This window comes from Cyclobacterium sp. 1_MG-2023 (assembly GCF_030546805.1).
Lineage (GTDB): Bacteria > Bacteroidota > Bacteroidia > Cytophagales > Cyclobacteriaceae > Cyclobacterium.
Genome location: NZ_JAUOPC010000006.1, coordinates 131,983 through 146,377, shown reverse-complemented (window position 1 = coordinate 146,377; position 14,395 = coordinate 131,983). Strand labels below are relative to the sequence as shown.

Genomic DNA, 14,395 nt, shown 5'->3' with positions numbered 1-14,395 from the left:
GACTCATAGATATTTTCAATTGGATTTTAATATTAATAGTAATTACCTTTGTTCTTCAATTAAACCAAAAGAATTATGCTACAAGAATTAGAATCAGATAATTTAGGACAAGTAATTAAAGACAATGATAAAGTAGTTGTTCAATTCGGAGCTACTTGGTGTGGCAACTGCAGGATTATGAAGCCGAAAATGAAAAGGCTAAGTAAAGCTTATGAAGGACTCACATTTTTGTACGTTGATGCAGAGAAATTACCTGAATCCAGAAAACTTGCTGAAGTAAATAACTTGCCTACTTTTGCGGTTTTTGAAGGGGGATCCCTAAAAAATCAAATTCAAACAAATAAAGAAGAAGCTTTAAAAACATTGATCGATGAGGTTGCCAATAATTAAACACGTTCTGGGTTTCATTGAAGAGAACGATGAAGACTGGGTAGTTGAAACCATAGAACTCTTGGAGTCAATGACAGAAATCAGCACGCTGAAAGACGAAGAGTTGGATGTGATGGGCGAATTACTATCCAATTTATATGGCACGCTGGAAGTTCAGAAAATGATTAAGGAGGAAGGAATGGATAAGAAGGAAGCCATGAATGCTTTTCTTAAAAGAGTAATGGGTTCCATTGATAAATAAATTCCACTTTGGGAAGTAGAAAAGTTGTTTATCACCCTAAATAAAAAATCTGCTATATCGAAGTGTGGAGGTAGGTCCTATGGATCTACCTCTTTTTTTTGGCTGGCGCTCAAAGCAAGCTAGCCAGGTATATAAGAAAGCCCTTAGGAAGGAAAACCATTCCAAATTGTTTGATTGGATTTAATTTTCCGATGTTATTTGTTCCAAGAAGTTTCTTAAGGCCACTTTCCAGTCGGGAGAAGCATCCCATTTTTCACCAATATACAATTCATTTCTTACCAAGAAACGAATGTAATACTTGACCACTATCTTGTCAGGATTTTCACCTTGATCCAAAGGTACCCCCATACTTCTCATAAGGTCAGCCTCTCGACCTTCCTGTTTCATAAGGATAAACTGGACCTTTTCATTGATGAGTTCTTGATTGGACTTAGCGGTAGTCAGGAATTCGGTTTCAAAGGGATATTCAGCATTAAATATCTGTTCAAGGCCTTCTTTTTGCGCAAGCTGTTCTGCTTCCACCTGCTTGGGGTCCTTTCCGTAAATATCTTGTCGGAAAGTATTGAGAAAATCTTCATTTCCCGCAGCCCCTGTAAGTAGGATACCCAGTTTAAAGACATCTAAGTTTAAAGGAGGTGCTTGTATGAAGTTATTTCCAAGTGAATTGTTTTCTAACCCCGGAATGGAAGGATATTCTGGAACTTCAATTACCAGAAAGTTTTCACTTCTTTTGTTCAGGCCAATGGATTGAATTTGTTCTTTTAGATCTTCCAAACTGGTAGCATTGCTGGACCAATTGTTTCCAGGGGAAATAATATTTCTATTGCCTGAAAAGGGATATATATGGCAAAATAATCGACCATCCGTTTTTCTGATTAGCAATATAATATTTCTGATCTGTCGGGTAATAAAATGACTGGCATAGGTGTTTTTAATGCCCTCAGATAGGATGACTTCTTCAAGATCAAAATACGCAACGGGATCTCCACCCGCCTCTACAAGGGCAGGATGAACTTCTTCCACCAAATCCTTCCAGGTGATAGGAGCTGTTTCGGCAGGGGCAGCAGAAACAAGTACTACCGATTTTCCATCTAAAAATTGCTCAACAGGCGTTGGTTGGGCCAGACTTACCAATGAAAAAAAACTTACCAGCACCGTCAAAGAAATATATTTCATAAACAAAATCAATTCCACATCTGAAAGTTTAGTATTTTCACGAATATACACAAGCCATTGTAAAAACTTTCGTTATGAAAACGATTACCTCCTTTATTTTATTACTTTTTTGTTGCTTAGCCTTCCATTCCCAGGCTCAAAAAATGGATACCCGGGTCTTGTTAGAAGATATCCAATTCCTTTCCTCTGACCAATTGGAGGGAAGATCAGCTACAAGTGAAGGCAATAAAAAAGCAGCAAACTATATTATTGAAAGGTTTAAAGACTTGGACCTAAGTAGTCAATTTCCGGAATATACCCAATCGTTTTCTTTGAATAAAAGATTGGAGCAATTAGGAACTGGAGAAAATATCATTGGCTTTGTACCCGGGTCTGCTTCTTCTAAGATAATTTTAATCATGGCTCACTATGACCATTTGGGCACAAAAGGAAAGGACATTTACAATGGAGCAGATGACAATGCATCAGGTACAGCTGCTTTGTTAAATATGGCGGCCTATTTTAAGAAAAACCGTCCTTTACAATCCATTCTATTTGCCGCAACGGACGCAGAGGAGGAAGGGCTGTTGGGTGCTAAAGCTTTACTAAAAGACTTCCCATTTCCTTTGAATCAGATCCAATTGGTGGTGAATATGGACATGATTAGCCGAAGTGAAGACAATACCTTGTATGCAGTGGGTACTCGATTTTATCCTCAGTTTAAGCCTTATCTTGAAAAATCCGGAGAGCGATCAGCCATTCAACTGGTATTCGGAAATGATGGAGCCAAAGGAGAGCTTGACTGGACCAATGCTTCAGACCATGGTCCTTTTCATAAAGAAGGGATACCTTTTATTTATTTTGGTGTGGCCGATCATAAAGATTATCATAAACCCACAGATACCTTTGAGAACATAGATCAAACATTTTATAGGCAAGCCTGTGAACTTATCTTAAATAGTATTTTAGAAATTGATGCTGCCATGGAATAAGCAATCAATCGATTATATAGGAGAAGCTTAAATTTCCAACAAAATTATCTTTATCCAAACCCGGAATAAAGTAATCGTCCGGATCATTTTCTAAGTACCACTTATAATTCAATGAGCGTACATATTTAAAATTAGCTGAAACAAGTAATTTATCAAATCTCCATTCTCCTACGATAGCAGGTGCTAAGTCCACATATTTTCTGCGAAGGTCTTTGATGGCTTCAAAGCGTTTGTAATAAAAATCATTGTTATAATTGATGTATTCAAACTCAATACCGATTCGGTTAAAGTTTTTTACCCATGCCATGTCAATGGAAAAGACATTACTTCCCGGTCCGTATCCAAATCCCAATACTTGGCCCTTATGTGTATAGCCATGCCTTACATAAGGGTGGGTGTACCAACTGTTTCTGCTTAGGATTTCCTCTCTCACGGACTGCCCTGTTTGGGTCATTTCCATTCCTAATTGAAAGAATTCATCTTTTTTCTTTAGGCTGGTTAAATTGGTAAAGCCAAAAGTAAAAGCCCTGTTTTTATCGGGGTTTATCAAAAAGTCATGCAGGGTTCTACTATTGCCATTGCTTCCATATTCCCCGTAAAACTCAAAATGGCCATTGGGGTTTATCCATCGGAATTGACCGGAGCTGAGTTGATTTCTTTGGTCTACATTGGGTTTGGTAATGCTCTCAGGACCTTTTTCACCATTAAAAACCGGAAGGTAATCGGCGAATTGATCCATGTCTGTGTGATACATCTGAGAAACACTGCTAAAACCTAAAAACAAACCGGGAAGCCACTTGGGTTGATAGCTTATGGTCAAGCCGGATAAATAACGCCAGTCATCATCTGCTCTTTTGGGGACATACAGTGGCGTACTGGTGTAGGTGTAATAGGAGTTGACAGGATCTACTCCTGAAGATCTTAACTGCCCGGCAATAAGCTGCCCTTCAAAACTACCTATTACGGTCTTTACCGGTTTTCGGGTATTGAATGTGAAGTGCAAAAATCCCGGGGCATTGTTACTCATCAATAGTGAGGCCCTTCTGCCGGGGCCCCACCATAGGTTTTCGTTGGAGATACCTATAGAGTATTCTTTGAAATTAAAACGCAAGCTGGACTGGCCTAATGAAAGGCGGGTGATTGGCCCTCCATCAAATCTTTCCGGTATATCTGAGGTATTGACCCATTCAAAATATTGGAGCCAAGTGCTTCCCCAGTGTTCCAATGGAAAAGCTGTAAAATCTGAATTTGCTGCATGCAAAATCTCCGGCTGCAATTGTAAGGTCAAGGGACCGTATTCAAAATAGATGCCTAAGCTGGTATTCAGTTGTAGGCCCTTGTTTGGAATCATTTCCCCATCGTTGATCCCAAATGGAAGATTACTATTGTGCCTGGATTTGATCATCACGGGGAGTGTCATGAACTTTACTTCATCAAAACTTGCTAAGCCGGACATGTTTTGTTCCTTAACCTTGCTGTTCTGCTCAAAATTAAATGCTCCTGTTGTATTGAAAACTTGTTTTGGCAATAACGGGCGAATCATAAAACTACTCTCCCCAGACAGGTTGCCAAGGAGTTGTTGCCTGCGCATATAATCGTCATAGACCGGGTAATGGAGCCCAATACTTTGGGCCAAAACTTTTGAAATTGGTGTCAAACAAATTAAAGCTGCCCAAAGAAAAATAGGTGCAAATAAAGAAGATCTTTTACTCATTCCGGCATCAATTTATGGTCAAGGTGCTCACTTGAATACTCGCTACAGACCAACTTTCGTCACATACGGGCTCAGGGGTGTTTTCCTGCTTCAGTTCGTCTCCTATTGCAATTGACAATTGCCCGTCTGTATGGTTAATTAACTTGGTGATCCGATAAAGACTTGTCCAGCCCTCTACATTAATATACTGGCATCTTCCTGGCAAATCCGTACGTAGGGCTCCTGTTTTTGGGTCATTGAATCTTGGGTAATTGTCAGGATAGGACTGGTATAAACAAAAGGTAGATTCGCATAGAGAATTCGAAAAAGTGGTACGTACAATGGATTGATCATCCAGTTTTAAATACCAATAATCGGGGCCTCCGACATTGTCCGGATTGCCATCCCAGCTATCGTGGAGCAGAATCTCCAAAGTTATTTTAATGGTATTGTGAGCCGGTAAATTATCCAGCCTTAAGCGAACTTCATCATCATGGTAGTATCCTAGTACCGTATCCCCTTCAAAGATGAATAATTTTCCATTTTCAAAATTTGCAAGGTCAGCTTTAGAGAAATCGTTGTTGTATACCATCATCTCTTCCCGGAGAATGTCTTCACATGAAAAACAACATGCCGCAATTAAAACAATGAATCCTAAGGCTTGTTTTCGAAAAACCGAAAAGTTAAATGTCAATGAGTTATCCTTCATTAAGTAATGGGTACAAAAGGCTCCAAAATTAAAGACAAAGTAACAAAATATTATCCAATTTCAGGCCAAATTATGCTGAATTTGGATAAGGTCTTAGTCAAGAACGTACTGTCGCTTTACTCTTGGGCCAATCCCTGTGAGCAATTCATAAGGTATGGTCCCTATTTTACCGGCAAGGTCTATGATAGTAGGTTGCTCACCGAAGAGTATGGCCTCATCTCCCACACATACATTTAAACCGGTAACATCAGCCATACACATGTCCATGCAAACATTGCCAATGATAGGCACCAATTTACCTTTAATTAAAACCTCAGCATTTCCATTGCTAAACCTCCTGTCATAGCCATCTGCATAACCTATGGCCAATGTTGCCACTTCGCCTTCTGTTTTCATTTGCCCAACTCTTCCATAGCCAATCGTTTCTCCTTTGGCAAGTGTTTTTACCTGAGACACCACTGTTTTCAGGACCATGGCCGGTTCTAATTTATTTTGTTCCATTTGATTGACTTCTATGCCATATAAGCCAATCCCTAATCTTACCATATCATGGGCATATTCCGGATAACGTATGATACCTGCTGAATTGAGGCAATGCCTCAAAGGTCGGCAACCGGTACTATCCATTAATTTTTTACTCCATTTTCCAAAAGAAGCAAGCTGGGTTAGGGTGTAATCTTTATGGATGGCTTCATCAGCTCCGGCCAAATGGGTGAAAATCCCGGCGACTTTTATTTTTTTAGCTTCTTGTAGAATAGCAATGGCTTCATCAAGGTCCTCTTCTGTCATTCCTAGTCTTCGCATACCGGTATCAAATTCCAAATGAACAGGAAGTTCTCCGGAATAATCTCCTATGCTGGCAGACAAGGACCTAAGCTGTTGTAGGTTATAAACTACCGGCTCCAAAGCATGCGTTTGAAGCAAATCCATATGAAAACTTCCAGGGTTCATTACCATGATTGGTAGGCTGATGCCATTGTTTCTAAGGAAAATTCCTTCATCAGTATAGGCTACAGACAAGTAATCAGCCCCAATTTCTTGTAAGTAGTTAGCGATTTCAGCTGCTCCTCCTCCATAAGCAAAAGCCTTAACCATCACCATGATCTTGGTTCCTGCTTTAATTTTTTGGCGGTAATGCATAAAATTGTGGCGGAGCGCATTTAAGTTGATTTCTAAAATGGTTTCATGGGCGAGGGCTTCTAGTTTTTGGACGATGCGCTCAAATTTATAAACCCTAGCCCCTTTGATGAGGACCAAGTCATTGGCAAGGGACAAGGTTTCCAGGCCATCTAAGAGTGAGTTGGTATCGTCATAGCACCTGCTTTCACAAGGAAACAAGGCCTTGGATTCTTCAAACCCTTTTCCAACACCAATAAAGAGGTCTATCTCATACTGGCCTAGCAGCCAGGCTATTTTTTTAAAAGTGGTAGCCACATCTCCATCTTGTTGAATTTCTGATAGAATAAGCATCTTTCGGCCACTTGTAGTGACTTGTTGGCTCATAAACTCTAAGGCCAATTCCAGTCCTGCAAGGTCATTGTTATAACTGTCATCAATCAGTTTGCAGCCGTTTAGACCGGACTTTAGGGTAAGCCTCATGTCAACAGCATGTAGCAGTTCCAGTCCTTGCTGAATCATAGCAGGTTCCATCCCCAGACTAAGGGCAGCGGTGATTACATGCCTCAGGTTTTCTAGAGAGGCCTTGTCTCTGAATGAAGTATAAAATGTAAAAGTTTGCAGGTCTTTGCCCATCATGTAAATCTTGGTGCCATTCCTATGAGACTTAACCGACAGGACATAATCAGCACCGGGCTTGTCAGACCAACTAATGAGTACAGAAGGGTCAAAAGTTGAAGTTAAGTGGTTATTTACCAACTCCTGATCCTTATTGTAGACCAAGAATTTGACCTCCTTAAAAAGCCTGCACTTTTCAATGATCTTTGATGCTGTATCCTTAAAATTCTCGTCATGGGCACTTCCAATATTGGTAAAAATGCCTAGTTGTGGCTGAATGATCTCCCTTAATGCCTTCATCTCATTGGGAGCAGAAATCCCCGCTTCAAGTATGGCAAGTTGGTGTTGAGGATTTATTCCCAACGCTGAAAGTGCTACGCCAATTTGACTATTGTAACTTTTGGGGCTTTTCCATAAATTATATTTGGCTGACAATACCTGGGCCAACCATTCCTTAACTATGGTCTTCCCATTGCTTCCGGTAATTCCAATAACAGCTCCAGCAAAGGCTTCTCGGTTGATTTTTGCCAGTTGTTGTAATTCTTTAAGGGGAGCAGTAGAAAGCAGGATATTGGCATTCTTCAGCTTTTTTAAGAGAGGGCTAGGACAGTGATTGGGCAAGACGAAGTTTCGCACACCTTTGGTATAAGCATCTTGTGCAAATTCCCACCCGGCATGTCTCGATCCCTGCAGTGCAATAAAAAGGGTTTCTTTTCCGGCGTGAATTTTTCTGGAATCAATTACCGCAAAAAGAATGCTGTCATCAGGACTGCCATGGATAAATTGGCTGCCATTGTTTGAAGCGAATTGAGAGAAATTGATCGTTTGCATTGTCTTTTCGGCTGGGTTAAGCAATTGGAAATTCAACAAATTTAGAACTTAAATTTTTAGCTAAGATTGTTTAGTACAAATAATAAAATTCTTTAACAAGGCTTTATAGGACTGGCTTAAGGCCTTGTTTTTCATTTGTATAAGAATAAATAATTGTTTATTATTGATTTATAAACAGTTAATTGAAGTCTTTCTTCGCCCTTTTACGAACAAAATCATGATTTGTCAAAATAATATTCGGATTCTTTCCAGTAAGCCTTTTATTCTTGGGGCCTTATTTTTCTGCTTTTTATCCGGAGAAACTTTTTCACAAAAAGAAGACGGTAACGTTTACAATTATGTGCAACAAAAAGCGACTTTGAAGAAGACTGAAATAATTCAAGGAGAAAATTCGGAAAATAATAAAAACCGCTTCATTGGATACGATAATGAATTGATTCAAAAATCCTCTCAATCAAAAGAAATTTTATTCCAAGAAAAGAAGGCGGATGGCGTGAAAAATAACACTGCAAATGAGGAAACTTCTACACTTTCTCTTAATATATTTCTGTATGTATTAGATACTTTTAAAGAGGATTGATTGGAGACTTTCTCTTAATCTACTGCCTTAATTTTTTATTTTTTTGTATGTCTGCGGGGATTTTATTATTTTAGTTTATAATGATAAACCCCATGAAAAACTTAAACTTACTACTGCTCGTTGGCATATTTGCCGCTCTTTCACTTGTAATGACTTCTAAAGCTCAAGAGATTGGACTACAACTTTATAGTTTAAGGGAGCAAATGAAATTGGATGTTGAAAGGAATCATGAACTTATCCAGCAATGGGGCATCCGTTATATTGAGGGGGGAAGTACCTATGAAATGAGTGATAAAAAATACAAAGCCCTCCTGGAAAAATATAACCTTCAAATGATAAGCGTGGGTGGGGCCTATGATGAGCTGATCAATGATCCTGAAGCAGTAATAAAAAAGGCCAAAGATTTTGGTGCCAAGTACATAGTAACTTTTTGGATTACACATAATGGAGAATTTGACCTTGAAAAAGCAAAAGAAGCGACTGAGCTTTTTAATGAATTTGGCAAAAGGGCAAAAGAAGAGGGATTAACATTTTGCTATCACCCACATGGCTATGAATTTAAGCCCCAGGGCGAGGGAACACTTTTTGACTATATGCTGGACAATGCCACAGATTTTAAGTTTGAAATGGATGTGTTTTGGGTAAAAATGGGTGGAGGAGACCCTTTGGCAATTTTGAAAGCGCATCCTGACAAATTCCCATTGTTACATTTAAAAGACAGAAAGAAGGGAACCCCGGGAAGTAGCGATGGGACAGGCGATGTAGAATCGAATGTGGTGCTTGGAAAAGGCGATATTGACATTAAAAATATTATTTTGCAAGCGAAAAAAGGAGGCACTCAATTTTTGATAATTGAGGATGAGTCTTCAAAGTCGGTGGCCCAAATTCCACAGTCCGTTTATTATATCAACCAGGCTTTAAACAATTGATTTAAAAAAAGTAGAATTTTATGTTCATAAATATTAAAGTATTGTTAATCATCATAGGGCTAGGCTTCAATAACCCAGAGCCCATGCTTACTTTGGACTATAATGATTTTAAAAATAAAATTGAGACGAAGTCAGATGAATTGAGGATCTATAATTTCTGGGCCACATGGTGTGCACCTTGCATCAAGGAAATGCCCTACTTTGAAGCTGCTGTAAAAAATATGGAAAACACCAAGCTGGTATTTGTGTCCATAGACGACGATAGAAAACCGGAGCGGGTAGAGGCTTTTATTGAAAAATTGGAGATAATATCACCGGTTTGGTTGCTCAGTGAAAAAGAACAAAAAAACTGGAAGAGGCAATTGGAGAAAGATTGGTCAGGAGCCATTCCGGCTACTTTGTTTGTTGCTGCTGATGGCACCAAGCATTTTCATACAGGCCTTATGAGTGAAAAGAAATTCAAGGAGCTAATTGCAGCCTATCGATAAATACCAAAATGATGGAGCTAGCCGGTATTGTAGCATTATAGCTGTAGTGCAAAAGCCTTCCTGTGTATGGGAAGGCTTTTGCTTTTTATTGCACTTATTTTTTTCAATCGAAATACAAGAATTTCTTTTTTCCTTCATTTTCTACTTTTACATATATCTGGTGAAGTTCTAAAAACTTAAGTTTATAATTTTTCGAAAAGCCACCTTCTTCTTGAATTTTGTCTTTCAAAAGCACCTTGTGATCTGTTCTAAAAATAGTGACTTCTGTGCCCGGATCTGTTAGGCCTAGTACCTTAAGATTGAAGCTTTTCTCATCGATAGGTTTGGCATAAGCCATCAGTTTCTTTTCTGCTTTTTTAAAGCTGTTTATTTCAAAGCTTCTTGCATCCTCTTTGGTTTCAAGCTTTACTCTGTACTGTCCCTCAGGGACACTGCTTAAATTGAAAGGAATATTTTGAGGACCTTCCACTGTGAAAAAGTTCCTGCTTATGATTATATTATTCTTATCATAAATGCTGATTCGGACTTTTCCTATGGAGTCAGCTAATTTAATGATAAACCTTTGTTCTTGTGTTTCTACGGAGGAAACTTCCTTTAGGCTTTTATCCCATGCAAAACTTGAATAGGACATTCCAAATACGAGAATTATTGTTGCTAATGCTTTCATGATATTGTGTAGTTTAGAGGTTTTGTTGTTTTCTCGATTATTGCCAAGCACGTACCAAATCGAAGAAAGCAGTCCTTCCTTTAACCCAATAGCAACTTATTTAAATGCCTATGCAACCTTAAAAAATCAGGTAGATTAGGATAAGTTGTATCAAAAGCGGACAATCGTACGGTTCTTTGTTAAAGCACCGTTCATTATTTTACCATAAAAGCTTGTATTGAACTTTTAAAAAATAGTGTAAAAAAAAAATTATTTAAAAATATAAGTAGTTGATAATGTGGGTAATATATTGATTTTACTGATCGGTTTCGAACAGTAGTTGTTTTGAAAACGATCAATGGTTTTAAGCCAAAGTAAGTTGAAAAGAGTGAAATCAGGTTTCGGCAGGCACTAGAATCAGCTATAAAAGATGCTTGTTTACTTTTAGCCATTGCAGCCCTACCATTTTTTAAATGAAAGTAGAAAGAAGAAATATTAGAAACGAGCAGTTTTGTTCTTCCTTCGCTTAAAAGCACCCTTTCTCCGTTTATTGTTGCTATAAAAGTTATAGAGAAAATTAATGGTAATCAGGGTTACGGAAATTGGAATGAAAAAAGAGGGCATCATTGTTTTAATACCAAAAAGGATAAATAAGGCTGCAATGATTCCAATTTTAAATGAGGTATGGCTTTCCGGATAAGTACTGCTGATCAAGGCCAAACTGGTAATTTCAACAACGATTAAAACCATGATCATATAGGTAAACGCAGTAGCTGCAGTAATTCCGGTACCTATAAAATACCAAGCAAGGAGCCCTAAAATAAGGATTAGGCTTATGCTGTGGAGGGTAAAATTGATTTTTTCTTTCATGGGTTTGGGTTCAAAGTCACCTTAATTTAATATTATTTCTCTTGAATCCAAAAATAACAGTAAGTTTTAATGGTCTCTTTAATAGCATGTACTTTTTGCGGTGATTTGATGTCGTTATTACAAATTATCTTTTATGAATGTCGTTTATTTGCGCATGCTGCTATTCAAATGGGGAATTGGTGTACTTTGCTGGTGATTGGATATTTAACCATAGTATCGCTATCCTAAAATCTCCAACCGGCCTGATTACCCTATGATTGCAACAATTCCAGGAAACAACGGAAATCCTATTACTCAATCCCAGTTTAGGCCATTCATAAGGGAAGGCTTTTAATAGAGGTAGCCTCTATATTTTGGTCTAATAATTAAGATATCCTATAGTTTCCCCAACCATTTTAAAAGGGTATTGTAGGGTTTTGACCAGGTGCGCTGAAACCTAAGGGGACCATTTAATTCTTGTTCAAAGAAAGACCTATGATGGGCATTTAGGTAAGCAATCCTTTCTCTCTTCTTTTGATTGGTGCCTGTTTTCTTGCGTTTACTTGTGGGTGTCAATCGATAGTAAAAACCTATAAATGGGAGTTGGATGACGTCCCCTCCGTTTTTTAGCATTTTGATCCAGAACTCCCAATCTTCACGTCCCATGCTCATGTCCTCAGAAAAACCGCCAATTTCAAGAAAATCTGACTTCCGGAACAAAGCAGCGACAAAGATCATATTGTCTCTGGCCAGTTGATTACGACTAAAGGGTTTTAACTTCCAGGGTTTTTGGCCGCTTTCATTGAATTTGACAGCTTGGCAATAAACAACTTTTACATTGGGACTGCTACTCAATGTTTCCACACTTTTTTCCAGGTAATCGGGTGAGATAAGATCATCTCCATCCAAGGGTAGGATATAGCTTCCCTTAGCCGCCCTTATCCCCTTATTTCTGGCTTTGGCAACTCCCCCATTTTCTTGGTCTATCACCTTTATTTCGCTATGTTTTTCTGCCAGTTGATGGGCAATTGTCAAGGAATTGTCCTTCGATCCATCATTTACAATAATAATTTCTAAGGGTTTATAAGAGGAAGCCAAAACAGATTGAACCGTTTCTTCAAGATATTTGCCCTGATTATAACAGGGAATCACAATGGATACCAGTGCTTTAGTCATCAATGAAAGAATTTTTGGAACATATCGTCAATGGGTTCTTTAAGTGCCAGTGTATTTGGGCCAAACTTTCTGATGCTATAGTGGTTTTCTCTTAAAATTCTTAAGCAGGAATTGTAATCGCTGTTATTGAGACCAACGTTTTCAAAAATGATGGCTTCAGGTTGAGTTTTGGGAATGTCAAAGATGCGGATAACCTCTAAGTCGTAACCCTCCGCATCAATTTGCAAAAGGTCTATCTTTGAAAGGGAATATTTATCCAATAGTGTTTTTGGTGAGATTACCCTAACATCTTCAGAGCTTACCCATTGGCTTTTGTCTTTGGGTATTGCAATTCCAAATTTTTTACAGTTTGAGGCAACTATTCCATCCTCAAATGCTTTGAGGACTTTTTCCTTTGAAAAAGAGGTAAGCCCTGTTGCCCATCTCATGTCTGAGAATCCAATTTTATAGATGGGTTGGCAACCGTCTTTTTCCCCTATGGCGGCACATAGGGTATTGATTCCCTTATTTTTTACATAAATTTTTTTAAGATATTGATGGTATACTCCCGGTTGAGGTTCTAGCAAAACACCCTTCCAATTGTCTCTTTTTATAAACTTATGAATGGGATCATGTGTAATACCATCATTGGCACCGATCTGAATAACCGTAAAGTTATTTTTTTTAGATTGGGAGTATAGGTTCAGAAAATCACTTAGGCTTCCCTCCTTCGGATTATAAAAGTATTTGTAAAACCCAATGAAAGCAAGATTATTAGAGGCACTTAAGTTGAACCGTAAAGACTTGTATTGCTGCTGTAGTTTTCGCTTTAAGGATATTAGTGAATGATTTTTGTGCATCAATCAAAGTTATTAAAATTTGGGTGCTTTACAAATTCAGAAAATTTTATGATGTTAAATTTTCACTAATATCCTATTTGTCCTTTGTTTAAGGATTTGCGATAAGTTATAATAATCCTCTAAACTGATTTAAAAACCTAATGTCATTTTCGGTGAATAGCCTAAGGTCATTGATTTGATACTTCAACATGGCAATTCGCTCTATGCCCATACCAAAAGCAAATCCGGTATATTTTTCAGGGTCAATTCCACAGTTTTTAAGCACATTGGGGTCTACCATACCGGAACCTCCAATTTCTACCCAACCACTGCCTTTACAAATATTGCAACCTTTACCCCCGCAGAGTTGACAAGAAATATCGATTTCTGCACTTGGTTCCGTAAAAGGGAAATAGGAAGGCCTGAACCTTACCTGTGTATGTTTCCCAAACATCTCTTTTGCGAAATGATATAAAGTCTGCTTCAAATCCGAGAAACTGACATTTTCATCCACATACAAACCTTCCACCTGATGAAATATACAGTGCGCTCTGGCAGAAATTGCCTCATTTCTAAATACACGGCCTGGTGACAGGGTCCGGATAGGAGGTTCTTCATTTTCCATCACCCTAACTTGAACAGAAGAGGTATGGGTCCGCAATGCGATGTCGGGGTTTTTTTCAATAAAAAACGTATCCTGCATTTCACGTGCCGGATGGTTTTCCGGGAAGTTTAATGCTGTGAAATTGTGCCAGTCGTCCTCAATTTCAGGTCCCTCAGAAAGGTTGAAGCCTATTCTTTCAAAAATGGTTACAATTCTTTGCCTTACGGCTGTTAATGGATGAATTCCTCCAACAGGCCAAGCCGTGGGTGGCAAGGTGAGGTCCTGATCGAGCACTCTTTTCTGTTGGCTACCACTTTCAGATTGGGCGATCAATTCCTTAAATTTTTCTTCAGCCAGGTTTTTTACTTCATTGACTTCCTGGCCAAATGCTTTTTTCTGATCATTCGGTATATTCCTCATTTCAGCAAAAAGGGCACCTATAATGCTCTTTTTACTTATAAACCTCATTCTGAAAGCTTCTAGTTCTTCTGCAGAATCGGCTTTGGCTGCTGCTAATTCAGCTTTAATCTGGTTTATTTTTTCACTATGCATGTGGAAAT

The 14,395-nt window shown here is 38.5% G+C and carries 15 protein-coding genes; 6 read left to right on the top strand and 9 right to left on the bottom strand.

Annotation, left to right across the window (positions count from 1 at the left end; genetic code table 11):
* The first annotated feature begins 75 nt into the window (after positions 1-75).
* Positions 76-390 carry a co-chaperone YbbN gene (locus tag Q4534_RS11285; protein WP_303613280.1) on the top strand — a complete coding sequence of 105 codons (315 nt, stop codon included), beginning with the start codon at positions 76-78 and terminating at the stop codon, positions 388-390.
* Entirely contained in the window at positions 371-631 is a 261-nt protein-coding gene (locus Q4534_RS11280; protein WP_014019754.1) for a DUF6952 family protein, read from the top strand. The genes Q4534_RS11285 and Q4534_RS11280 overlap by 20 nt, the downstream gene beginning before the upstream one ends.
* Positions 632-811: 180 nt before the next feature.
* On the opposite strand, the gene Q4534_RS11275 is transcribed toward Q4534_RS11280, so the two are convergent.
* Positions 812-1,807, bottom strand: a complete 996-nt coding sequence (locus Q4534_RS11275) for an NTPase (RefSeq protein ID WP_303613279.1) — start codon at positions 1,805-1,807, stop codon at positions 812-814.
* Between the two features lie 143 nt (positions 1,808-1,950).
* Here Q4534_RS11275 and Q4534_RS11270 point away from each other — a divergent pair, with 143 nt between their 5' ends.
* On the top strand, positions 1,951-2,778 hold the full coding sequence (locus Q4534_RS11270) for a M28 family peptidase (protein WP_368509153.1): 828 nt from the start codon (positions 1,951-1,953) through the stop codon (positions 2,776-2,778).
* A 4-nt stretch (positions 2,779-2,782) separates the two neighbouring features.
* Here the strand turns inward: Q4534_RS11270 and Q4534_RS11265 are convergent, their stop codons facing one another.
* The 3 genes from Q4534_RS11265 to Q4534_RS11255 all read right to left on the bottom strand — a co-directional run bounded on the left by Q4534_RS11265 (position 2,783) and on the right by Q4534_RS11255 (position 7,745).
* On the bottom strand, positions 2,783-4,492 hold the full coding sequence (locus Q4534_RS11265; RefSeq protein WP_303613277.1) for a capsule assembly Wzi family protein: 1,710 nt from the start codon (positions 4,490-4,492) through the stop codon (positions 2,783-2,785).
* Between the two features lie 7 nt (positions 4,493-4,499).
* Positions 4,500-5,180, bottom strand: a complete 681-nt coding sequence (locus tag Q4534_RS11260) for a hypothetical protein (protein WP_303613276.1) — start codon at positions 5,178-5,180, stop codon at positions 4,500-4,502.
* 93 nt (positions 5,181-5,273) lie between these two features.
* Positions 5,274-7,745 (bottom strand): bifunctional UDP-N-acetylmuramoyl-tripeptide:D-alanyl-D-alanine ligase/alanine racemase, encoded by a 2,472-nt coding sequence (locus Q4534_RS11255; RefSeq protein WP_303613275.1) that lies wholly within the window; start codon positions 7,743-7,745, stop codon positions 5,274-5,276.
* Positions 7,746-7,962: 217 nt separating this feature from the next.
* Here Q4534_RS11255 and Q4534_RS11250 point away from each other — a divergent pair, with 217 nt between their 5' ends.
* From Q4534_RS11250 to Q4534_RS11240, 3 genes are all read left to right on the top strand, one after another.
* Positions 7,963-8,325 carry a hypothetical protein gene (locus tag Q4534_RS11250; RefSeq protein ID WP_303613274.1) on the top strand — a complete coding sequence of 121 codons (363 nt, stop codon included), beginning with the start codon at positions 7,963-7,965 and terminating at the stop codon, positions 8,323-8,325.
* Between the two features lie 92 nt (positions 8,326-8,417).
* Complete coding sequence (locus Q4534_RS11245) at positions 8,418-9,254, top strand: sugar phosphate isomerase/epimerase (RefSeq protein WP_303613273.1); 837 nt, start codon at positions 8,418-8,420, stop codon at positions 9,252-9,254.
* Between the two features lie 20 nt (positions 9,255-9,274).
* Entirely contained in the window at positions 9,275-9,742 is a 468-nt protein-coding gene (locus Q4534_RS11240; RefSeq protein WP_303613272.1) for a TlpA family protein disulfide reductase, read from the top strand.
* A 103-nt stretch (positions 9,743-9,845) separates the two neighbouring features.
* Here the strand turns inward: Q4534_RS11240 and Q4534_RS11235 are convergent, their stop codons facing one another.
* The 5 genes from Q4534_RS11235 to pheS all read right to left on the bottom strand — a co-directional run bounded on the left by Q4534_RS11235 (position 9,846) and on the right by pheS (position 14,387).
* The gene (locus Q4534_RS11235) at positions 9,846-10,409 is read right to left on the bottom strand and encodes a DUF3244 domain-containing protein (protein ID WP_303613271.1); all 564 of its coding nucleotides are present in this window, start codon (positions 10,407-10,409) and stop codon (positions 9,846-9,848) included.
* Positions 10,410-10,883: 474 nt separating this feature from the next.
* Positions 10,884-11,258 carry a hypothetical protein gene (locus Q4534_RS11230; protein ID WP_303613270.1) on the bottom strand — a complete coding sequence of 125 codons (375 nt, stop codon included), beginning with the start codon at positions 11,256-11,258 and terminating at the stop codon, positions 10,884-10,886.
* A gap of 375 nt (positions 11,259-11,633) precedes the next feature.
* Entirely contained in the window at positions 11,634-12,413 is a 780-nt protein-coding gene (locus Q4534_RS11225) for a glycosyltransferase family A protein (RefSeq protein ID WP_303613269.1), read from the bottom strand.
* Positions 12,413-13,252 carry an FkbM family methyltransferase gene (locus Q4534_RS11220; protein ID WP_303613268.1) on the bottom strand — a complete coding sequence of 280 codons (840 nt, stop codon included), beginning with the start codon at positions 13,250-13,252 and terminating at the stop codon, positions 12,413-12,415. Before Q4534_RS11220 ends, Q4534_RS11225 begins: the two co-directional genes overlap by 1 nt.
* A 106-nt stretch (positions 13,253-13,358) precedes the next feature.
* The gene (gene pheS, locus Q4534_RS11215) at positions 13,359-14,387 is read right to left on the bottom strand and encodes a phenylalanine--tRNA ligase subunit alpha (RefSeq protein ID WP_303613267.1); all 1,029 of its coding nucleotides are present in this window, start codon (positions 14,385-14,387) and stop codon (positions 13,359-13,361) included.
* Positions 14,388-14,395 lie beyond the last annotated feature (8 nt).